Source organism: Aeromonas sp. 603607 (genome assembly GCF_049171595.1).
GTDB classification, from domain to species: Bacteria; Pseudomonadota; Gammaproteobacteria; order Enterobacterales; family Aeromonadaceae; genus Aeromonas; species Aeromonas veronii.
This window is the reverse complement of the sequence record NZ_JAAKOV010000003.1, coordinates 111,669-132,224: the sequence shown is the minus strand read 5'-3', so window position 1 is coordinate 132,224 and position 20,556 is coordinate 111,669. Positions and strand designations below refer to the sequence as shown.

The 20,556-nt window shown below is 60.0% G+C and carries 17 protein-coding genes; 10 read left to right on the top strand and 7 right to left on the bottom strand.

From position 1 onward, the window contains the following. Positions 1-159: 159 nt before the first annotated feature. The 3 genes from G5315_RS04940 to nadK form a co-directional block, all read right to left on the bottom strand. A complete protein-coding gene (locus G5315_RS04940; protein WP_040065992.1) occupies positions 160-1,050 on the bottom strand; it encodes a manganese-dependent inorganic pyrophosphatase in 891 nt (296 codons plus the stop codon). A gap of 335 nt (positions 1,051-1,385) precedes the next feature. Continuing rightward, positions 1,386-3,050 carry a DNA repair protein RecN gene (recN, locus tag G5315_RS04935; RefSeq protein ID WP_421332608.1) on the bottom strand — a complete coding sequence of 555 codons (1,665 nt, stop codon included), beginning with the start codon at positions 3,048-3,050 and terminating at the stop codon, positions 1,386-1,388. Between the two features lie 250 nt (positions 3,051-3,300). After that, positions 3,301-4,185 (bottom strand): NAD(+) kinase, encoded by an 885-nt coding sequence (gene nadK, locus G5315_RS04930; protein WP_005338038.1) that lies wholly within the window; start codon positions 4,183-4,185, stop codon positions 3,301-3,303. A gap of 291 nt (positions 4,186-4,476) precedes the next feature. Between nadK and grpE the strand changes: the two genes are divergently transcribed. The 3 genes from grpE (at position 4,477) to dnaJ (ending at position 8,523) form a co-directional block, all read left to right on the top strand. Continuing rightward, positions 4,477-5,052 carry a nucleotide exchange factor GrpE gene (gene grpE, locus G5315_RS04925; protein ID WP_069527411.1) on the top strand — a complete coding sequence of 192 codons (576 nt, stop codon included), beginning with the start codon at positions 4,477-4,479 and terminating at the stop codon, positions 5,050-5,052. 298 nt (positions 5,053-5,350) lie between these two features. Then, the gene (gene dnaK, locus G5315_RS04920) at positions 5,351-7,279 is read left to right on the top strand and encodes a molecular chaperone DnaK (RefSeq protein WP_421332606.1); all 1,929 of its coding nucleotides are present in this window, start codon (positions 5,351-5,353) and stop codon (positions 7,277-7,279) included. A gap of 101 nt (positions 7,280-7,380) precedes the next feature. Next, complete coding sequence (gene dnaJ / locus G5315_RS04915) at positions 7,381-8,523, top strand: molecular chaperone DnaJ (RefSeq protein ID WP_216954258.1); 1,143 nt, start codon at positions 7,381-7,383, stop codon at positions 8,521-8,523. Positions 8,524-8,636: 113 nt separating this feature from the next. On the opposite strand, the gene mgtE is transcribed toward dnaJ, so the two are convergent. After that, entirely contained in the window at positions 8,637-10,016 is a 1,380-nt protein-coding gene (gene mgtE, locus G5315_RS04910; protein WP_216954257.1) for a magnesium transporter, read from the bottom strand. A gap of 1,192 nt (positions 10,017-11,208) precedes the next feature. Between mgtE and G5315_RS04905 the strand changes: the two genes are divergently transcribed. From G5315_RS04905 to G5315_RS04885, 5 genes are all read left to right on the top strand, one after another. Next, entirely contained in the window at positions 11,209-12,699 is a 1,491-nt protein-coding gene (locus tag G5315_RS04905; RefSeq protein ID WP_371166465.1) for a carbohydrate porin, read from the top strand. Between the two features lie 115 nt (positions 12,700-12,814). After that, positions 12,815-13,771: an aminoimidazole riboside kinase gene (locus tag G5315_RS04900; protein ID WP_258721008.1), complete on the top strand. Its 957-nt coding sequence runs from the start codon at positions 12,815-12,817 to the stop codon at positions 13,769-13,771. 83 nt (positions 13,772-13,854) lie between these two features. Then, positions 13,855-15,219 (top strand): sucrose-specific PTS transporter subunit IIBC, encoded by a 1,365-nt coding sequence (locus G5315_RS04895; RefSeq protein WP_043818633.1) that lies wholly within the window; start codon positions 13,855-13,857, stop codon positions 15,217-15,219. Next, a complete protein-coding gene (locus G5315_RS04890) occupies positions 15,219-16,634 on the top strand; it encodes a glycoside hydrolase family 32 protein (protein WP_421332604.1) in 1,416 nt (471 codons plus the stop codon). The genes G5315_RS04895 and G5315_RS04890 overlap by 1 nt, the downstream gene beginning before the upstream one ends. 27 nt (positions 16,635-16,661) lie before the next feature. Next, complete coding sequence (locus G5315_RS04885) at positions 16,662-17,672, top strand: LacI family DNA-binding transcriptional regulator (RefSeq protein WP_058055966.1); 1,011 nt, start codon at positions 16,662-16,664, stop codon at positions 17,670-17,672. Positions 17,673-17,764: 92 nt separating this feature from the next. Here G5315_RS04885 and G5315_RS04880 read toward each other — a convergent pair whose 3' ends face one another. The 3 genes from G5315_RS04880 to G5315_RS04870 all read right to left on the bottom strand — a co-directional run bounded on the left by G5315_RS04880 (position 17,765) and on the right by G5315_RS04870 (position 19,734). Continuing rightward, positions 17,765-18,493, bottom strand: a complete 729-nt coding sequence (locus G5315_RS04880; protein WP_201990472.1) for an MgtC/SapB family protein — start codon at positions 18,491-18,493, stop codon at positions 17,765-17,767. Positions 18,494-18,721: 228 nt separating this feature from the next. Next, on the bottom strand, positions 18,722-19,126 hold the full coding sequence (locus tag G5315_RS04875) for a hypothetical protein (RefSeq protein ID WP_421251130.1): 405 nt from the start codon (positions 19,124-19,126) through the stop codon (positions 18,722-18,724). 422 nt (positions 19,127-19,548) lie between these two features. Next, positions 19,549-19,734 carry a YgaP family membrane protein gene (locus tag G5315_RS04870; RefSeq protein WP_421258163.1) on the bottom strand — a complete coding sequence of 62 codons (186 nt, stop codon included), beginning with the start codon at positions 19,732-19,734 and terminating at the stop codon, positions 19,549-19,551. Between the two features lie 88 nt (positions 19,735-19,822). Here G5315_RS04870 and G5315_RS04865 point away from each other — a divergent pair, with 88 nt between their 5' ends. Both G5315_RS04865 and G5315_RS04860 read left to right on the top strand, forming a co-directional pair. Beyond that, the gene (locus G5315_RS04865) at positions 19,823-20,137 is read left to right on the top strand and encodes an ArsR/SmtB family transcription factor (protein ID WP_058058004.1); all 315 of its coding nucleotides are present in this window, start codon (positions 19,823-19,825) and stop codon (positions 20,135-20,137) included. After that, positions 20,137-20,550, top strand: a complete 414-nt coding sequence (locus G5315_RS04860; protein WP_421332601.1) for a YeeE/YedE family protein — start codon at positions 20,137-20,139, stop codon at positions 20,548-20,550. Before G5315_RS04865 ends, G5315_RS04860 begins: the two co-directional genes overlap by 1 nt. Positions 20,551-20,556 lie beyond the last annotated feature (6 nt).

The window sequence follows — 20,556 nt, the reverse complement described above, 5'->3', positions numbered from 1 at the left end:
GTTATGGCGTTAACTGTCAATAAGCCGTGAAAGGAGTAAGCGAGAGACCGCAGTGGTGAGCAAGATGGTCAGCAAGAGGATGGGGAGTGCCGCTGGCGGTGGCGATGAAAAAGCCCTGCGCAGAGGCAGGGCTTTGGAATAGGTGATGGCGAGGGAAGATCAGGCCTTGGCCAGCAGATCCATCACCCAGGGCAGACCCTGCTTCTTGCGGCTGACAAAGCCCGGGTGGTAGCTGGACTCTGCCGGTACTTTGGCGTGCTCGGTAAAGTAGATACGGCTGGCAGCCGCAGTCAGGTCAGTCACCATCAACACGAAGAAGTCGAGCCCTTCGCTCGCCACGCGCTGGGCCATCTCCTGCTGCAGGGCTGGCAGGTGCTCGGCCAGTTGCTGTTCGCTGCCCACTTCGATCTGGCTCATGATGAAGTTCAACCCTTCGGCTTGGAATGCCTTCTCATCCTGCTGCAGCAGTTGAGCTGGAGTCAGGCCGCTCAGGTCGGTTTTCGCCATCAGCAGCTGTTGGCCGAATTCGGCCAGCGATACTTCGGCCAGCGGTGCCAGACGCTCACAAGCGATCTTGTCCTGCTCGGTGGTGGTCGGCGAGGTGAGACAGAGGGTGTCGCTCATGATGGCGCCCAGCATCAGGCGAGCCTGGCTGCGGGTCACAGTGCCTTGCTGGCTCAGCAGATCGAAGGCGATGGTGCAGGTGCAGCCGACGGCACGGATCCAGGCATCCAGCGGAGACTGGGTGACCAGGGTACCGAGACGGTGGTGATCCACCAGACCCAGTACATTGGCTTGTGCCAGTGTGGCAGGACCCTGTTCCAGATCACTGAAATCCACCAGCCAGACATCTTCACCGGTCAGATCTTTGGTCAGCAACTCGGGTTCGCTGACGCCAGCCTGCTCCAGAATAAAACGGGTTTCGGTGCGCAGGTCACCCAGACGCCATGGGGTGGCCTGACGGCCCTGGCCATTGAGCCAGTCGGTGATAACCAGCGCACTGCAGATACTGTCGCTATCAGGATTCTTGTGACCAAAAACGTGGATCATAGACAAAGCCTCACAATTGGATACCCATAAAGGGGGGCAACACTATGCGAAATCCGCTACATGAAGGCAACCGGATCCACGTCCATGTTGCTGCCAGCTTCGCCTAACTCGCCATTTTATTGATCTGGGTCGGTAATCCTGACGCGAGTTCAGTTATCACAGTTGGCTATTGGCTATTGGCTATTGGCTATTGGCTATTGGCTATTGGCTATTGGCTATTGGCTATTGGCTATTGCTGACTGCGCAGGCTATGGCACTCGTTCTTGCCTGCGCAGTCAGCATGTTCTGTCAGCGTTATCAGTCGCCATCGCTGCAAGTGGGCTTTATTGCCTGATTCAGCGACGCAGCAGCTCGCGGGCATTGGCCAATGTGTTGTCGGTGATCTGGTCGCCACCGAGCAGGCGTGCCAGCTCGTTGAGACGGGCTGTCTCATCAAGGTTACTCATTTGGGTTTCGGTGGTTTTGCCATCGGTATGCTTGCTCACCACCATATGCTGGTGGCCGTTGCCAGCCACCTGAGGCAAGTGAGTGACCACCATCACCTGAGTGGACTCCCCGAGCTGGCGTAGCAGGCGACCTACCACAGCGGCAGTCGGGCCGCTGATCCCCACATCCACCTCATCGAAAATCAGGGTCGGAGTGGAGATCTTGCGGGCGCTGATCACCACGATGGCGAGGCTGATGCGCGACAGCTCACCGCCGGAGGCCACCTTGCCAAGCGGCTGGATCGGTTGGCCCGGGTTGGTGGTGACCATAAACTCCACCCGATCTATACCTAGCGGAGAGAGGCTGCTCTGGGCATCGGGGCGCACCTCGATGGCAAAGCGGCCATCGGGCATCGCCAGTTCGTGCATGCTGCAGGTTACCTTGGCGCCCAGCTCCTGGGCGTAACGCTGGCGACTCTGGCTCAGGGCTTCGGCGGCCTGCACAAAAGCTTGACGGGCATCGGCCAGCTCATCTTCCATCCCCTCTAACCGCTCCTCATCGGAGTTGAGGCGAGCGAGATCCGAGGCCAGCTCCTGATGGTACTGAGCCAGATCTGCCGGTTTGACATGGTGCTTGCGGGCCAGATTGATCGCCTTGGAGAGGCGGGCCTCCAGCTCGTTGAAACGTTCGGGATCCAGCTCCAGCCGATCGAGGTAGCTGCGCAGTTCGCTGTGACTCTCCTGCACCCCGATCAGCGCTTCGTTCAGCATCTCCAGTACCGGGGTGAGGCGGCTGTCCATGCTGACCAACCCCTCGGCCCGATCGACGGCCGATTGCAGCAGCCCTGCGATAGTGGTCTCTTCGTTGTCATAGAGCAGGTCGAGGCAAGCCCCGCACTCTTGCATCAGTTCTGTGCCGTTGGCGAGACGCTGGTGCTCTTCCTCGATCTCTTCGAACTCCCCCGGTTGCAGGGCAAATTCGTCCAGCTCCTGCACCTGGTACTCGATAAGCTGACGGCGCGCTTCCCGCTGCTGCTGCTCGGCCTTGAGCCGGTTCAGTTCGTTTTGCAGTTGGCGCCACTGCTGATAGTGCTGGCGCACCTCGTCGAGCAGCAGATGGTGACCGGCATAGCCATCGAGCAGAGCGAGCTGGTAGTCCGGTTTGAGCAGCATCTGGTGGGCATGCTGACCGTGTACGTTGACCAGCAGCTGGCCCAGATTCTTGAGCTGGGTGAGGGGGACGGGCACGCCGTTGATATAGCTGCGTGAGCGCCCCTCGGCTGAGATGACTCGCCTGACGATACACTCACCTTCGTTTTCCAGCTCGTTGGTAGCGAGCCAGGCGCGGGCGGCCGGGTTGTTGTCCAGCAGGAAGCGGGCGCTGACCTCGCTTTTGTCGCTATCGGGTCGCACCATGCCGGCTTCTGCCCGCTCTCCGAGGCAGAGACCAAGAGCGTCGATGGCGATGGATTTACCGGCACCGGTCTCACCTGTGATGCAGGTCATGCCCGGTTGCAGATCGAGTTCGAGAAACTTGACGATGGCGAAGTTGTTGACGGTCAGCTGGGTCAGCATGGTCTCATCCTGTATAGGTCAACATTACTGTGTATGCATCCAGTATATACTGGTCTTATATACAGTAAAGAGGGCGCCGCCATTTTTAACACAGGAAGGGGGAGCCTGTGTGGTATGGCTATGAGAATGCGGTACGGACCATTGACGCGCGGTACGGATATGAGAGTGCAGGGGACGTTGCCACGAAAGAAAAGAGAAGGACGCCAATTCAGGCGCCCTCTCTGGCAATGCCGTTGTCGGTCAGCGCCGATTAAAACAGCTTGCTGCCCCAGCCGAGCTTGTTGCGCAGCACGTGGAAGTAGCTGTAGTCGAGGGGATGCACCAGATGAAGCTGGTGGTGGCTCTTCTTGATCAGGATCTCGTCCCCCGGGTGGACCGCCAGCGTCACCTGGCCATCACAGCTCACCTGCATGGCATCGTCCTGATTATCCGGCGAGACCAGCAGCCGTACTTCGCTGTCGGCATCGAGCACTATGGGGCGACTGCTCAGGGTATGCGGGAACATGGGCACCAGCGTGATGGCGTTGAGCTTGGGAGTGAGGATGGCGCCACCTGCCGACAGGGAGTAGGCGGTCGAGCCGGTCGGGGTGGCCACTATGATGCCGTCCGAACGCTGGCTATACATAAAGCTGCCATCGATATAGACCTCGAACTCGATCATGTGGGCGATCTTGCCCGGGTGCAGCACTGCTTCATTCACCGCCAGATTGCTCGACTTGCGCTCGCCGTGGCGATAGACCGAAGCCTCCAGCAGGAAGCGGTGTTCGCTCTTGTAGTGACCGGAAAGCACCTGCTCCAGTGGCAGCAGGTAATCCTGCGGCGAGAGGTCGGTCAGAAAGCCGAGGTTGCCCCGGTTCACCCCGATCACCGCCACATCGAAGCGCGACAGCACTCGCGCCGCCCCCAGCATGTTGCCGTCACCGCCGACCACGATGGCGAGATCGGCCTGCTGGCCCAGTTGCACCAGATCCATCACGTTTTCATCGAGGATGCTCAGGGTCTGGGCGACCCGGCTCTCCACCAGTACCCGAAAGCCGCGGGCGGTCAGGTATTGATGCAGGCCGGTCAGCGTCTGGTTGGCCCCCTCATGGTGGGGTTTGCCAATCAGGGCGATGGTTTTGAACGGAGAATCCATAGTCAGTCAGATCTGGGATGGGTATTGCGGGCCAGTATACAGTGCTTTGCTCCGCTTGTGACGCTCTCCCGTGTGACGGGGCTGGCTATCCCCTTGAGGCTACTGGTTAAACGGTGAGCGGTAACCCGGATAAACCGACGGTTGCGGCTATTCAGCAACCCAGATTGCCCTTTACCCCTTGAAAGCCGGGGATGCATCCCCATAATAGCGCCAACATAGTCGGTCTGTTGTCGTCCGGTCGCTCAACCAGACGTCAGGGCCCTCATAAGTAACCCCGGAATTGGAGATGTCATGAACCACGAAGAGCAAAAGGTTGAAACGATGGAGCAAGTGGAAGCCCAGCCAGTCGAGCCGACCGATGTAGACAGTGAAGTGACAGCCGAGCAGGCCCGCATTGCCGAACTGGAAGCGCAGTTGGAAACCGCCATCCAAAAAGCGGCGGAAGAGCGTGAACGCGCCCTGCGTACCGCCGCCGAGATGGAGAACCTGCGTCGTCGTACCGAGCTGGATGTGGAGAAGGCGCACAAATTCGCGCTGGAGAAGTTCGCCAATGAACTGCTGCCGGTGCTGGACAACCTTGAGCGTGCCATCGAACTGGCCGACAAGGAGAACGAAGCCCTCAAGCCGATGATCGAAGGTGTCGAGCTGACCCTGAAATCCATGCAGAGCGGCGTGGCCAAGTTTGGTCTGGTGGCGCTCGACCCGATCAACCAGCCGTTTGACCCCAACGCCCATCAGGCGATGAGCATGGTGCCGAGTGCCGATGTGGCCCCGAACACCGTCATTGCCGTGATGCAGAAGGGCTATGACCTCAACGGTCGGGTGATCCGTCCGGCCATGGTGATGATCGCCAAAGCGGTCGACTGATTGGCTGTGGGTGCCCGAGCCCGCCCTGTGGCGGGCTTTTTGTTTCGCAGTGCAGCACCTGTTCATCTTGCCCGGTTTTACGGCTCAACGTGACCGCGCAACCATGACAAAGGGTGTGGTTTTTTAGGGTTAGGGCTTGAAGCTGCGTCCGGCGACCCCATATAGGTAGCAAGGCCGCGGCGGCACAAAAAATTTGATGCCGGGAGCTTGAAAGCCAGATTGGCAGCCCCCACCTAGCCGTTAACGCATTAAGGCGAGTTCCTCGCCAGTTTATTCAAAGTATTTGGAGATTCGTCAAATGGGTAAAATCATCGGTATTGACCTGGGTACTACCAACTCCTGCGTCGCTATTCTGGATGGCGACACTGCTCGCGTGATCGAGAACGCAGAAGGCGATCGTACTACTCCGTCCATCATTGCCTATGCCGATGATGGCGAGATCCTGGTTGGTCAGCCGGCCAAGCGTCAGGCCATCACCAACCCGAAAAACACCCTGTTCGCCATCAAGCGTCTGATCGGTCGTCGTTTTGAAGATGAAGAAGTGCAGCGTGACCTGAAAATCATGCCGTACGCCATCGCCAAAGCTGACAACGGCGACGCCTGGGTTGAAGTGAAGGGCAAGAAAATGGCACCGCCGCAGATCTCTGCCGAAGTGCTGAAAAAGATGAAGAAGACCGCCGAAGACTATCTGGGTGAGCCGGTAACCGAAGCCGTTATCACTGTTCCGGCCTACTTCAACGACGCCCAGCGTCAGGCTACCAAGGATGCCGGTCGCATCGCCGGTCTGGATGTAAAACGCATCATCAACGAACCGACAGCAGCTGCTTTCGCTTACGGCGTGAACAAGGTCAAGGGCGAGCGCAAGGTTGCCGTATATGACCTGGGTGGCGGTACTTTCGATATCTCCATCATCGAGATCGACGAAGTTGAAGGCGAAACCACCTTCGAAGTACTGGCGACCAACGGTAACACCCACCTGGGTGGTGAAGACTTTGACAACCGCGTCATCAACTATCTGGTAGACGAGTTCAAGCGTGAGCAGGGCATCGACCTGCGCAACGACCAGCTGGCTCTGCAGCGTCTGAAAGATGCCGCCGAGAAAGCCAAAATCGAGCTCTCTTCTGCCCAGCAGACCGACGTCAACCTGCCGTACATCACTGCAGATGCCACCGGTCCGAAGCACATGAACATCAAGGTGACCCGCGCCAAGCTGGAATCCCTGGTAGAAGACATGGTGAAAGACTCTCTGGAGCCGGTTCGTGTCGCCCTGAAAGACTCCGGTCTGGCAGTTGGCGAGATCGACGACGTGATTCTGGTCGGTGGTCAGACCCGTATGCCGCTGGTTCAGAAGACCGTTGCCGAGTTCTTTGGCAAAGAGCCGCGTAAAGACGTCAACCCGGACGAAGCCGTGGCCATGGGTGCTGCCATCCAGGGCGCCGTACTGTCCGGTGACAAGACCGACGTACTGCTGCTGGACGTTACCCCGCTCTCCCTGGGTATCGAAACCATGGGTAGCGTGATGACTGCGCTGATCGAGAAGAACACCACCATTCCGACCAAGAAGTCCCAGGTGTTCTCCACTGCCGAAGACAACCAGTCTGCCGTGACCATTCACGTGCTGCAGGGTGAGCGCAAGCGCGCCAGCGACAACAAGTCTCTGGGCCAGTTCAACCTGGAAGGCATCCGTCCGGCACCGCGTGGTCTGCCGCAGATCGAAGTGACCTTCGACATCGATGCCAACGGTATCCTGCACGTCTCTGCGAAAGACAAAGAGACCAACAAAGAGCAGAAGATCACCATCCAGGCCTCCTCTGGTCTGTCTGATGACGAGATCGAGCGCATGGTACGCGAAGCCGAAGCCAACGCGGCCGAGGACAAGAAGTTTGAAGAGCTGGTACAGGCTCGCAACCAGGCTGATGGTCTGGTCCACTCCGTACGCAAGCAGATCACCGAAGCCGGTGAGGCCCTGCCTGCCGACGACAAGACCAAGATCGAAGCCGCGCTGAGCGAGCTGGAAGTTGCCATCAAGGGTGACGACAAGGCTGCTATCGAAGCCAAACAGCAGGCTCTGCTGGAAGCGTCCCAGAAGCTGATGGAAATTGCCCAGCAGCAGGCTCAGGCCCAGGGTGCAGCCAGTGCTGATGCCGGTCAGTCCTCCTCTTCTGCCAAGGCTGACGACGACGTAGTCGACGCCGAGTTCGAAGAAGTGAAAGACGACAAGAAGTAAGCCCTACCCAGATGGGCGGAGTCCGCTTCGCCCATCGGCTTGGTCAATGAATTCACGGGCGTTGGGTAACCAACGCCCGTCTGCGTAACCACAGGATGAGTATGTCGAAGCGCGATTTCTACGAAGTACTGGGTGTGGCGAAAGATGCCGACGATCGCGAGATCAAGAAGGCGTACAAGCGCCTGGCCATGAAGTATCACCCGGATCGTAATCAGGGTGATGCCGCATCCGAAGAGAAGTTCAAAGAGGTCAAGGAAGCCTACGAGGTCCTGACCGATGCCAACCTGCGTGCCCGTTACGACCAGTACGGCCATGCCGGTGTCGACCCGAGCCAGGGTGGCGGTGGCCACGGTGGCTTTGGCGGCGGTGCCGACTTCGCCGACATGTTTGGTGACGTATTCGGTGACATCTTCGGCGGTGGCCGTGGTGGTGCTCGTCGTGGCCCGGCCCGAGGCTCCGACCTGCGTTACACCATGGAGCTGACGCTGGAAGAGGCGGTACGCGGGGTCTCCAAGGAGATCAAGGTGCCGACTCTGGTTCACTGCGAAGTCTGTAACGGCTCCGGTGCCCACACCGGCAGCAGTGCCCAGACCTGCCCGACCTGCCATGGCTCCGGCCAGGTGCAGATGCGTCAGGGCTTCTTCGCGGTGCAGCAGGCATGTCCGCACTGTCACGGCCGCGGCAAGATCATCAAGGATCCGTGCCGCAAGTGCCACGGTGAAGGTCGCTACCAGCGCACCAAGACCCTGTCGGTGAAAATTCCGGCGGGCGTCGATACCGGCGATCGCATCCGTCTCTCCGGCGAAGGGGAAGCGGGGGAAGCAGGAGCTCCGGCAGGGGATCTCTACGTACAGGTGCACGTCAAAGAGCACGAGATCTTCGTGCGTGACGGCAACAACCTCTACTGCGAAGTGCCCATCAGCTTCACCGCAGCTGCGCTGGGTGGCGAGATTGAAGTACCGACCCTGGATGGCCGCGTCAAGCTTAAGGTCACTCCGGAGACCCAGACCGGCAAGATGTTCCGCATGCGCGGCAAGGGCGTGAAGTCAGTACGCTCCGGCCAGGTAGGGGATCTGATGTGCAAGGTGGTGATCGAGACTCCGGTCAACCTCACCGAGCAGCAGAAAGAGCTGCTGCGCCAGCTGGACGAATCCTTCAGCGGCGCCGCTGCCAAGACCCACAAGCCGAAATCGGAAGGCTTCTTCGAAGGGGTGAAACGCTTCTTCGACGATCTGACCAAGTGATGGCATAGACCCGTGTCGATATAAAGAGAGAGGGAGGCGTGATGCCTCCCTCTCTTTTATCTTGAACTATCGGAGATGGCGGTGGTTTGGCTGCCCCCATCTGCTGTGCGCTGTCAGGCAGCAGCCAGTGACCCACCGAGGAAGGCATAGGCGAAACCAAAATAGATCAGCACGCCCAACAGATCCATGATCGAGGTGAGCATGGGGGAGCTGAGGGTTGCCGGATCAGTCCCCATCTTCCGTGCGGCAAACGGCAGGACCAGACCAAGCAGGCTGCCAACCACAGTCACCGTCATGGCAGAGAGGCTGACAATCATGACGATGTCCCAGCCGATGCTCTTGCTCCAGAATGCCATCACCCCTTCCAGCAGGGCGACACCCAGCCCCAGAGCCATTGCGACGGGCAGATCGCGCCGCAGCACGAAAAAGAAGTCACGCATGCTCAGCTTGATCTGACCCATGCCCATTGCCCGGATCACCAAGGTGGCCGACTGGCTGCCCGAGTTGCCCCCCATGTCGATAATAGGGGCAATAAAGGCTGCGAGGATCAGTACTTCGCTGATGAGTTCTTCCTGAGCGGCGACCAGATTGCTGGTCAGTATGCCGAATACGGTCAAGACCGCCAGCCAGAAGAATCGGGCGCTGAACATGTTAAAGGTGCTGGATGCGCGAAGATCAAGTTCGGGACCTCCCAGCGCAGCCGTACCACCGAAGCGGGCAATCCGGTTGGCATCTTCCTCTTCGGCAACATCCATTGCATCATCCACGGTCACCATGCCGAGCAACTGCTGATCCTGATTCAATACGGGGAGGGCCAGCAGGTTGTAACGGGCGATCATCTCCGCGGCTTCGCCTTTGGGGGCATCGGCCTGAATACTCACCAGCTCGCGCTGCATAATGGCCGAGATGGGGGTTTTGCTGTCGGCGAGAAACAGTTCGCGCAGGGAGACAACCCCGATGAGGCGGCGCATTTCATCCACGACATACAGGGTATAGATGCTCTCCCTGTCGGCAGCAGTGCTGCGCAGCCGTTGCAGCCCCTCTCCCACAGTGATGTCAGCCGTCAGGCTGGCACAATCCGAGCTCATGATGGAGCCGACGAGGTTTTCCGGGTAAGAGGCCAACCGTTGCGTATCCTCACGTTCTTCATCTGTCATCGCATCGAGCAGGGTCTGGCGCAAGGCTGCGGGCAGACGATTGTAGAGATCGGCTCTGTCATCGGGGGATAGGCGGGTACACAACTCCTCCAATTGGGGCTTGGCCATGGAACGTACCAGGCTGGCCTGAATATCGCTGGGCAGATGGCGGAAGATGCGTGCGGCACGCAATGCAGGAACCAGATTGAGAAAGGTATGAATATGTTTATCTGTCAGGCGGTTTATCGCTTGTGCCAGATCGACCTCATGAATATTCAGGCTGAGGCTCTGGATCCCCATACGATCCTTGTTTTGCAGCAGTACATACAGTTGTTGGTGAATATCTTGGTATTGCATTTATATATCCTTTAATACATCAGCCTGGAAAATAGAAAATAGAATTCCGACTGACATCACATCAGCAAAAATAGATAAGGAAATAACGCCCGAAAATTAATCCGGACTAGTCGCCGATACCGGCTCCAGGGTCAGGGTCCATGACACACCTCCTGATTGATGTAAAGAATCGTCATATGCTTACCCGTCAATAGCCACGCATGGGGAATGAACAGGTGTTGCACTCGGCACAAGTAAATGAAGGTGGAGCGGATCGCGGGACGGTCGTCGCCCGGCTAGCGGCTGTTGCCATCTCCCATGCCACCTTGTCAAAAGCCTTGTGGCTACTGACCTGCAGCGATAGAGGCTCGCCATCGTTGACGCACGCCAGAGGCGGAAAAACATGGCGTGATGAGGTAACAGTGGTAATGACATGGTGACCCTGATATCAGGAGGAGACCCATGCAGGCATTATTTACGCATCCAGTCTGTAGCATTGGATGGCGTCAGTAACAGACATCGAGTGAATACAGGGAAGGAATTGCACTCAGGTGCAAATAAACCGCTCTCCGCATAGTGCGAGATAGCGGCAGAACAATCTGCGGGGATCTCGCGACTCAGGTATTGGCTGACGAGCTCAACAACCTACTGTCATCTGATGAATTGCCCACTGATGGTCTCCGTTATTAATCAATGCTGCGATGCTACTGGAATGGTTCTTATTGGTAAATAATTAATCCACCGCCAGAAACATTTAGAAACATCTTTATTGATATTTTGGTAATTGAACGACAGGAATGTCGCGTATTCAGCCATATCGCATGCGTGATCGGTATTATTTACGCTGCTTTGTAGCCGAACCTGATGGTGTAATGCGTGTAACAATCTCCACCAACAGAATGACGCATAGGGTATGCCGATACCTGGCAGACCCATCGCCAGCACCCTGATCCGGTTGGTGGTGAGGTGCCCCCCTTCCTATTCACATTGTCAGGGTCGCTGCTCGCAGAATCGGGATCCGCCTTATTGAGTGGATCCTGATGAGGGATCCTCCTCACAACTCCCGCCAATTCCTGCTGTACAAATGTTATCCCGCTCACACTGCTGCTGAAACGGTTTAGTTGCTGTATTGAGTTGGCTAAATTGGTTTAGCTATGCTCTGGCTGTCGATAACAACAGCGCCCGTCCGGGCCACAGATGACAGGTGAGGAAGATGATGATGTTCAAGAGCAAGTTGGCGCTGGCGGTAGCGCTGGGATTGGGGATGAGCAGCCCGCTGTGGGCGGCGGATGGCGGTATCGAGGCCCGTCTGGCGGCGCTGGAGGCGCGGGTACAGGCGGCTGAAGCGAGAGCCGAGGCAGCAGAGAGCCGTGCCAGTCAGGCGGAAGTGAAGGCGAGCGCGGCCAGCGAGCAGGCGCAGGTGGCCAACAACCGCAGCCAGCAGGTGGATGAAAAGACCGCTGGTGCCCAGGGCTTCGAGTTTCACGGCTATGCCCGCTCGGGCCTGTTGGTAAACAGCAATGGCAACGGCGGGCGCGGCGGCCCCTACATCACGCCAGCCGGTTCGGTGGGCGGGGCCGTCGGTCGCCTTGGCAACGAAGATGACACCTACATGGAGGCCAACCTGCTGAAAACCCAGACCTTCGAGGATGGCAGCTGGGCTCGCTACAAGCTGATGCTGGCAGACGGGGTTGAGACCAGCAACGACTGGACCGCCAGCGATTCGAGCCTCAATACCCGTCAGGTGTTTGCCGAGATCGGCAATCTGGCGAGCTTCGACGGCCCCTTCAAGAATGCGGTGCTGTGGGCGGGCAAGCGCTTTGACCGCGACAACTTCGACATCCACTGGCTCGATTCCGACGTGGTGTTCCTGGCCGGTACCGGCGGCGGCGTTTACGACGTGCAGCTCGCCGACAGCTGGAAGGCCAACTTCTCCCTCTATGGCCGCGATTACGGCGACATCAGCGCCAGCGGTCTCTCCGATATCGAGAGCTACATCCTCACCATGAACAACCGCGTCGGTAACTGGCAGTGGATGGTGAACGGTCTCTCGGCCAAGGACAATGACGCCCGCATCAATGACAAGGGGGAGGGCAGCGAGGCGGCGGACAAGGGGGCACACACCCTGCTGGCCTACCACGGCGAGAGCTTCTTTGGCCTCAACCCCGGTTTTGCCAAGGCGGCTGTGCTGTACGGTCATGGGCTGGGGGCCGAGGTCAAGGGGCTGGGCTCTGACAGCGAGCTGTTGCCGGACGCCGATGCGGTGCGGGTCGCCGTGTTTGGCGCCACCGATCTCAACTCGCGCTGGCGTTTTGCCCCGGCCCTGCTGGCCGAGCAGAGTCAGGATCGCTACGTGAAAGGGGACGAGTATCGCTGGCTCACCGTCAATACCCGGGTGGCGCAGGTGCTGAGCCAGAACGTGGAGCTGGTCTACGAGGCGGCCTGGCAGTACATGGATCTCGATCCCAAGGGCTACAAGGGACGCCAGGCGGTGAACGGCAACTTCACCAAGCTCACCTTCGCCCCCACCTTCAAGGCGCAGACCGCCGGTTTCTTCGAGCGGCCTGAGCTTCGGGTGTTCGCCAGCTGGATGGACTGGTCCTCCGAGCTCGACAACTACGCCAGCGACGATGCCATGGGCCAGAGCAACTTCACCGCCGGTGGCGAGTGGAACTTTGGCGTACAGATGGAAACCTGGTTCTAGTTCGTTATCCCGATCACAAAAATGGCAACCGGTGCCGAGATCTATTGGTTGGCTAAAACGGTTTAGCCGATAATGCCAGCCAATAGAACAGAGTTCGGGTTGGACCGTGGATCCGATGCAGCAGTGGAGTAGCAAGGTGACGAATCGTGTGTGGGTAATGGGGGATGCGGTGGTGGACTTGATCCCGGAAGGGGCGTTGCACTACCTCAAGTGTCCGGGTGGCGCGCCCGCCAATGTGGCGGTTGGCGTGGCACGGCTGGGTGGCGATGCGGCCTTTATCGGCCGGGTCGGCGCCGATCCGTTCGGCCGCTTTATGGCCGATACCCTGAGCGGGGAGGGGGTGGATGTGGCCGCGCTGTGGCTCGATCCTGACCATCGCACCTCGACCGTGCTGGTAGAACTGGATGACGAGGGGGAGCGCAGCTTCACCTTTATGGTGCGCCCCAGTGCCGACCAGTTCCTCACCCCGGATGAGTTGCCCCGTTTCAAGGCCGGTCAGTGGTTGCTCACCTGCTCCATCGCGCTCGCCAACGAGCCGGTGCGCACCAGCTGCCTGCAGGCCATGGCAGCCATCAAGGCGGAAGGCGGGCGAGTCTGCTTCGACCCCAATCTGCGCCCCGAGGTGTGGGGCAACCCGGCCGAGATGCTGCCGCTGGTGCGTCAGGCCATCGCGCAGGCGGATGTGGTCAAGCTCTCCATTGAGGAGCTGCAACTGCTGAGTGGCGAGGATGATCTGGCTGCCGGGCTCGCCACTCTCTCTGGCCCGGCGCTGGTGCTGGTGACCAGAGGGGCGGCCGGTGTGGTGGCTCGCCTTGATGGCGAGTTGCTGGAGTGGGTGGGGCAGAAAGTGACGCCCATCGACACCACGGGGGCGGGGGATGCCTTCGTCGCCGGTCTGCTGGCGGCGCTGGCCGGGCGCTCGTCGCTGCCGACGCTGGCCGAGCTGCCCGCCATCCTGGCTCAGGCCCACGGCTGCGGGGCGCTCGCCACCACCGCCAAGGGGGCGATGACGGCGTTGCCGACCCGCACCGAACTGGATGCCTTTTTGCGATCAGGCGCAAGCGGCTGTTGATCTGCGGCTAGAAGCCCGGCTCGACAGCCCCTACTCTCATGTGACAAGGGCCCGCCAGCGTGGCGGGTCATAAGAGGAAGAATATGAATATCAGTGCGATAGCCAAGGATCTGGTGCCCCTGCTCGGGGGCAAGGAGAACATCGTCAGCGCTGCCCACTGCGCCACCCGGCTGCGGCTGGTGCTGGCCGATGACAGCAAGGTAAACAAGGCCGCCATCGACAAGCTGGAGGGGGTCAAGGGGTGCTTTAGCAACGCGGGCCAAATTCAGGTGATCTTCGGCACCGGTCTGGTCAACAAGGTCTATGCGGAGTTTGTGGCGCTGACCGGTACCGGCACCGCCAGCAAGGCGGAACTGACCGACATGGCGGCGGCCAAGCTCAACGTGGCCCAACGGTTGGCGCGAACCCTCTCCAACATCTTCGTGCCGATCATTCCGGCCATCGTCGCCTCGGGCCTGCTGATGGGGCTGCTCGGCATGGTGCGCACCTACGGCTGGGCCAATGCCGACAGCGCTCTGTTTGTGATGCTCGACATGTTCAGCTCGGCGGCCTTTATCATATTGCCGATCCTCATCGGCTTTACGGCAGCACGTGAGTTTGGCGGCAATCCGTACCTCGGGGCGACCCTCGGCGGTATTCTCACCCATCCTGCGCTGACCAACGCCTGGGGCGTGGCCGGTGGCTTCAAGACCATGGATTTCTTCGGTCTCGATGTCGCCATGATCGGCTATCAGGGTACCGTCTTCCCGGTGCTCTTGGCGGTCTGGTTTATGTCCCATCTGGAGAAACAGCTGCGCAAGCGCATTCCGGATGCGCTGGATCTGATCCTCACCCCGTTTTTGACCGTCATCATCACCGGCTTCGTGGCGCTACTCTTTATCGGCCCGGCGGGTCGGGTGCTGGGGGATGGCATCTCGTTTGGTCTGAGCGCCCTCTATGAGCAGGCAGGCTGGCTGGCGGGGCTGGTATTTGGCGGCACCTATTCGCTGATCGTCATCACCGGCATTCATCACAGCTTCCATGCCATCGAGGCGGGGCTGCTGGCCAATCCGCAAATTGGCGTCAACTTCCTGCTGCCCATCTGGGCTATGGCCAACGTGGCACAGGGCGGGGCTTGCCTCGCGGTCTACTTCAAGACTCGCGACGTGAAGATCAAGGCCATTACCGTGCCGGCTGCCATGTCCTGCCTGCTGGGTATCACGGAAGCGGCGATCTTCGGGGTGAACCTGCGTTACATCAAACCCTTCCTCGCCGGTCTGTTTGGCGGGGCCTGCGGCGGCGCCTACGTGGTGGCGGCCAAGGTGGGGATGACGGCGGTGGGGCTGACCGGTATTCCCGGTATGGCCATCGTCCAGCCCATGAGCCTTATTCACTACATCATCGGGCTGGTGATCGCCTTTGGCGCCGCTTTCGCCGCTTCCTACCTGCTCAAGTACAAGGTGGAGTGATGAAGGAAAGCGATCTTCTCAACCAGATTGTCCGGTCGTTGCTGGCCGGACAGCTCAAGGCGGCGGCCGATCCCCATCGGCCCCGCTGGCATCTGGCAGCCCCGGTGGGGCTGCTTAACGATCCCAACGGCTTTATCGAGCACAACGGGCGCTACCACCTCTTCTACCAGTGGAACCCGCTTGGCTGCGAGCACCGCAACAAGGGCTGGGGGCATGTCACCTCCACCGATCTGCTGCATTGGCAGCACGAGCCGGTGGCGCTGTTGCCCACCGAAGCCTATGAGAGCCACGGCTGCTATTCGGGCTCTGCGGTGAGCGACGAGCAGGGGCGTTTGACCCTCATCTACACCGGCAATGTCAAATACCCGGATGGCAGCCGCACCGCCTATCAGTGTCTGGCCCGCGCCGACGGTGAGGGCGGTTTTGCCAAGCTGGGGCCTGTGCTGGATCTGCCCGAAGGCTACAGCGGCCATGTGCGCGACCCCAAGGTGTGGCACGACGGCCAGCAGTGGCTGATGGTGCTGGGAGCCCGCACTCTGGATGACAAGGGTGAAGTGCTGCTCTATCGCGGCGACACCCTGCAGAGCTGGCAGCGGGTGGGTCCCATCGCCGGTAGCGGGCGAGGGGGGCTGGGTGAGTTTGGTTATATGTGGGAGTGCCCGGATCTCTTCCCGCTAGGGGATCGCCATGTGCTGATCAGCTGCCCGCAAGGGATTGCCCCGGCAGGCGAGGATTATCGCAACCTCTACCAGTGCGGCTGGTTGGCGGGCAACTTCGATGGCGAGCGCTTCGAGCACGGGGCTTTCCACGAGCTGGACCGGGGCTTCGAGTTCTATGCACCGCAAACTACCCGAGACAGTCAGGGGCGCCGCCTCCTGTTCGGTTGGCTGGGGCTGCCGGAGGAGAACGAGATGAGCCAACCTACGGTCGCTCACGGCTGGCTCCACCAGATGAGCTGCCCGCGGGAGCTGTTCTGGCAGGATGAGTGGCTCTGCCAGCGGCCGGTGGCGGAGCTTGCGGCGCTCAAGGGAGAACTGACCAGCTTCGAGGAGACGCTTGGCGAATTTCCGGGGCTGGCCATCGACTCGGCCTGGCTCGATCTGGACCTGCGTGGTGAGGGGAGCCTCTGGTTCGGTGCCGTGGCCGAGCTGGTGTGGCAGCCGGGGCGCCTCACCTTGCGGCGCCAGAACTGGCAGAGCGGAGCGTGGGAGACCCGCAGCAGCCCATGGGCTGGCAGGCGGATCACCGTCCTGTGCGATCGCTCCAGTCTGGAGTGTTTCATCGATGAGGGGCGTCACAGCCTGTCGGCGCGCTACTTCCCCGGGGAAAAGCCGCAACTTTCATCAGGTAACGGCGATGATGGCTGCAAAATTTGCCTCAATCACTGGCCGCTGTCGGCGTGCCTAGTACAATAGCCCGGTTCTAGTCAGCCGGGAGGCCAGGTGGAGAAGAAGAAACGGATCACGATTGCCCAGATCGCCGAACTGGCGGGGGTGTCCAAGGCGACCGCCAGTCTGGTGCTCAACGGGAAGAGTGCGGAGTACCGCATTGCCGACGATACCCGCAAGCGCATTCAGGCGGTGGCGGAGGAGTGTCACTACCTGCCGAGCTTTCACGCCCGCTCCCTGCGCGAGACCCGCAGTTACACCTGGGGGCTGGTGATCCCCGATCTCACCAACTTCGGTTTTGCCCGCATCGCCCGCGCCCTCGAGGCCCACTGCCGGGAGGCGGGCATCCAGCTGCTGATCGCCTGCTCCGAGGATGATCCCGCTCTCGAGCAGCGGGTGGTGGACAACCTCATCAGCCGTCAGGTGGATGGGCTGATTGTCGCCTCCAGCGGCCACAGCGATGACATCTATGCCCGCATTCACGACCGCCTGCCGGTGGTGCAGCTCGACCGCCATATTGGCGAGTCGCGCCTGCCCATGGTGATCTCCGATGCCTGCAAGGCCACCGCCGAGTTGGTGCGGGACATGACCAGCGAGTGCGGCGAGGAGATCTACTACTTCGGCGGTTTGCTGGATCTCTCCCCCAGCCGTCACCGGCTGGCGGGCTATGAGCTGGGGCTCCATCGCGCCGGTTTTGAAGCCGATGCCGCCCGGGTGCGCCATCGCGACTACCAGCCGAGCTCCGGTTATCAGCTGATGGCCGAGCTGGTGGCCGAGCTGGGAGCGCCTCCCAGGGGGCTCTTTACCGCCTCCTTTACCCTGCTGGAAGGGGTACTGCGCTACCTCAACGAGGCGGGGTTGATGGAGACAGGGATGCGCCTGTGCACCTTCGACGATCACGACCTGCTCGACTGCATCCCCATGCGCATCGACTCGGTGGCGCAGGACTGTCCGGCGCTGGCCCTCGCCGCTTTCGAGCTGATGCAGCAACTGATTGCGGGCAATCCCCCGGCGCAGACTGCCCAGGTGATCACCCCCAGGGTGCGCTGGCGCAGCCGCCGCTAGCCACTCTTCGCCCATCCCATATGAGAAAGCCCCGCCATTGCTGGCGGGGCTTTTTGCCGTTGGTGGATGGAGCCATGACTCTGATCGACAACTCAATCCGTGGTGCTGGCGCGCCAGAATATCTGCTTGATATGGGGATGAATGCCGAGTTTCACCATCAGGGCGTCGAGCTCGTCACCATCGATGGAGGTAGCCAGCAGCACCGCCGAGATCTCCAGATCCCTCTCGCCAAACGGCTCGATGTCGAGCTCGCTCATGGGATAGTTGGCCTGCTCCAGCATCTCCTCGAGCCAGTGCAGCACCTCCTTCTGATGCTCGCGCGGGGTCAGGGCTGTCACCTTGTAGGTGACTTCTGTGTCCAGATTGTCTACCGGGCGACGGTTGATCTGATTGACCAGCGGTCTCAGCAGGGTGTTGGCGGCCAGCACGAACAGGGCACCCAGAATTGCCTCCATGGCGAGCCCGGCGCCACAGGCGGCGCCGACCGCAGCTACACCCCACAGGGTGGCGGCGGTGTTGATGCCACGGATATTGCCCGACTCGCGCATGATGACGCCGGCGCCGAGAAAGCCGATGCCGGAGACAATATAGGCCACCACATGGACCACGTTGTAGTTGCCGCCGTGCAGGTCATAGATTCGCTGGGCCAGGCTGACGAACAGGGCGGCACCCACTGCGACCAGCACGTTGGTGCGCAGGCCCGCGGTACGTTGGCGGTACTGGCGCTCCAGCCCGACCAGACTGCCGAGCACAAAGGCGAGCAGCAGGCTGGCCAGAGTGTCGAGCAGTGAGAGCATGTCTAGTTGTTGCCACATCTTCATGGCGTACTCCTTCTTATGAAAGCTGGCTTGGCACAATCCATGATGAAACGCCGGGTGGCGGATGGATCAGAGGGGGATTGAGCGGATGGCCAGCAGAAAAACGCAGCGTCCCGGGTTTAGCTTCCGGGGCGCGAGCATCATCAGATGCCCTGACGCTCGGAGAGGACGCAACAAGTGGGGCCAGCGTGGCTGGCCCCTTGAACGGTCGTTAGTGCAGCAGGATGCGCGTCAGTTGAGTTCGGGAGTCGTGTCGATGCGCGGACGCAGCTCCCAGCGCACCGGATGCGCTACTCCGACCTGATGAACAAACTGCACCAGATAGCGGCGCTGGGGTGGAGTGCAGTGCACATTGAGCACCAGCTCTCGCCCGCCGCCGCGACCCGGTTTCATCGATTGCATCGGTTGCAGTCCGGCCGGTTGCAGGGTGTGGCTCACCATATCCAGCACTTGCTCCATATCGGCGCGATCCTCGCAGCGGATCTGCAGCCTATAGTGGTGCTGGCGCGGTTTGCCGCCCAGCCAGCGTGGCAACATGCCGCGCCCCAGCTTGCTCAGCAGGGGGTGAGCCCGGGGTGCAACAGAACCTGTTGCGACCGCGCGATCCGCAGCCGGTTTGATTGAGATAAAACGCATAGCAGCCTCCTTGTGGGAAGCAGAAACTATGCAGGCAAGGTGTCATGGCAAAGCCAGATCACCTGACGTCAAGTGTGAAAAAAGAGAAGAGGGGAGTGGATTTCCGCTTCTCGCAGGGTTGCGAGCATGCGGCAGAGAAAGACCTGCGGCTAGCTCGCGACCTTGGTACCGACGATGAGGGTCGGTCTACAACTGTCACTTGATGAGTTGCCCACTGATGGTCTCCGCTGTGTTAAGAACGGCAAAATGGTACTCATCCAGAGCGGTGAGGTAAAGCCTTATCGACCTTCCAGCAACATTTAGATACAAGTTTGTCAATAATGGGGCCGACTGGCTACCTCCATAAGCATCAGGGAGCGACGATAGCCATCGCCGCGCGATGACGCCCCGCTAGCAGGACCGCCCCTGTCTTGCGCGACCTGTTACTTCAGCCCCAGGCGCTTGAGGAGCATGGCGGCCGGGCAGAAACCGGTGAATGCGCTCTGGATCAGGTTGACCCCGACAAAGGCACTCAACCAGACAAAGCCCGGATGAACCCAGGTGGTAAGGATAAGCGAGAGCAGCAACATGCAACCCGCGACGACTCTGACTCCGTTATCTACTGTCATGGTCTTTCTCCTTATCTACTTTAGATATTGCTAATTTAGTGTTGTTTTATACAATAGAACAAATATCAGCAATTGCTAATTTACTCTTATGAGCCAATTCGACGAGATGAACAGACATGCGACAGCCGCCGCCTCCCTGCTCAAGGCGTTGGCTCATCCCGAACGCCTGATGGTGCTCTGCCAGCTGGTGGAGGGGGAGAAGGGGGTCGGGGAGCTGCTGGCCCATAGCCAACTCGGGCAGTCGGCCTTCTCCCAGCAACTTTCGGTATTGAAACGCCATGGCCTTATCCGTTCGCGCAAGGTCTCCCAGCAGATCTACTACTCGCTGGTGAGCGAGGCGGCTGCCGATGTGCTGGGGGCGCTGCAAACCCATTTTTGTCACTCAGAAAATAAGGAATCTTGATGATGGAAAGTCAATGGCTGCTCTCTTTGGGCGGCGGCATGCTGGCGGGGCTGTCGGCCCTGATCCTGATGTTGTTTAACGGCCGGGTTGCCGGGATCAGCGGCATTCTGGCCGGTGCGCTGCAACGCAAAGCGCCCTGGCGGGTGCTGTTTCTGCTGGGGCTCGGGACGGGCGCCTGGTTGGCGTTGACCCTGGGCTGGGCCACCATGCCCGCATTCACCACGCTGCCCGGCTGGCCTGTGGTGCTGCTGGCCGGTCTGCTGGTCGGCATCGGTACCCGTCTTGGCAATGGCTGCACCAGCGGCCACGGCATCTGTGGCATGGGGCGGCTCTCCCTACGCTCCATCATCGCCACCCTGACCTTTATGGCGGCAGGATTTATCACTGTCTTCGTTACTCATCATCTGTTGTAAGGGGTT

Bases quoted from the DNA above. Each gene is read 5' to 3' on its own strand.
- G5315_RS04940 (WP_040065992.1), bottom strand. From the start codon at position 1,050: ATGATCCACGTTTTTGGTCACAAGAATCCTGATAGCGACAGTATCTGC.
- recN (WP_421332608.1), bottom strand. From the start codon at position 3,050: ATGCTGACCCAGCTGACCGTCAACAACTTCGCCATCGTCAAGTTTCTC.
- nadK (WP_005338038.1), bottom strand. From the start codon at position 4,185: ATGGATTCTCCGTTCAAAACCATCGCCCTGATTGGCAAACCCCACCAT.
- grpE (WP_069527411.1), top strand. From the start codon at position 4,477: ATGAACCACGAAGAGCAAAAGGTTGAAACGATGGAGCAAGTGGAAGCC.
- dnaK (WP_421332606.1), top strand. From the start codon at position 5,351: ATGGGTAAAATCATCGGTATTGACCTGGGTACTACCAACTCCTGCGTC.
- dnaJ (WP_216954258.1), top strand. From the start codon at position 7,381: ATGTCGAAGCGCGATTTCTACGAAGTACTGGGTGTGGCGAAAGATGCC.
- mgtE (WP_216954257.1), bottom strand. From the start codon at position 10,016: ATGCAATACCAAGATATTCACCAACAACTGTATGTACTGCTGCAAAAC.
- G5315_RS04905 (WP_371166465.1), top strand. From the start codon at position 11,209: ATGATGATGTTCAAGAGCAAGTTGGCGCTGGCGGTAGCGCTGGGATTG.
- G5315_RS04900 (WP_258721008.1), top strand. From the start codon at position 12,815: ATGCAGCAGTGGAGTAGCAAGGTGACGAATCGTGTGTGGGTAATGGGG.
- G5315_RS04895 (WP_043818633.1), top strand. From the start codon at position 13,855: ATGAATATCAGTGCGATAGCCAAGGATCTGGTGCCCCTGCTCGGGGGC.
- G5315_RS04890 (WP_421332604.1), top strand. From the start codon at position 15,219: ATGAAGGAAAGCGATCTTCTCAACCAGATTGTCCGGTCGTTGCTGGCC.
- G5315_RS04880 (WP_201990472.1), bottom strand. From the start codon at position 18,493: ATGAAGATGTGGCAACAACTAGACATGCTCTCACTGCTCGACACTCTG.
- G5315_RS04875 (WP_421251130.1), bottom strand. From the start codon at position 19,126: ATGCGTTTTATCTCAATCAAACCGGCTGCGGATCGCGCGGTCGCAACA.
- G5315_RS04870 (WP_421258163.1), bottom strand. From the start codon at position 19,734: ATGACAGTAGATAACGGAGTCAGAGTCGTCGCGGGTTGCATGTTGCTG.
- G5315_RS04865 (WP_058058004.1), top strand. From the start codon at position 19,823: ATGAGCCAATTCGACGAGATGAACAGACATGCGACAGCCGCCGCCTCC.
- G5315_RS04860 (WP_421332601.1), top strand. From the start codon at position 20,137: ATGATGGAAAGTCAATGGCTGCTCTCTTTGGGCGGCGGCATGCTGGCG.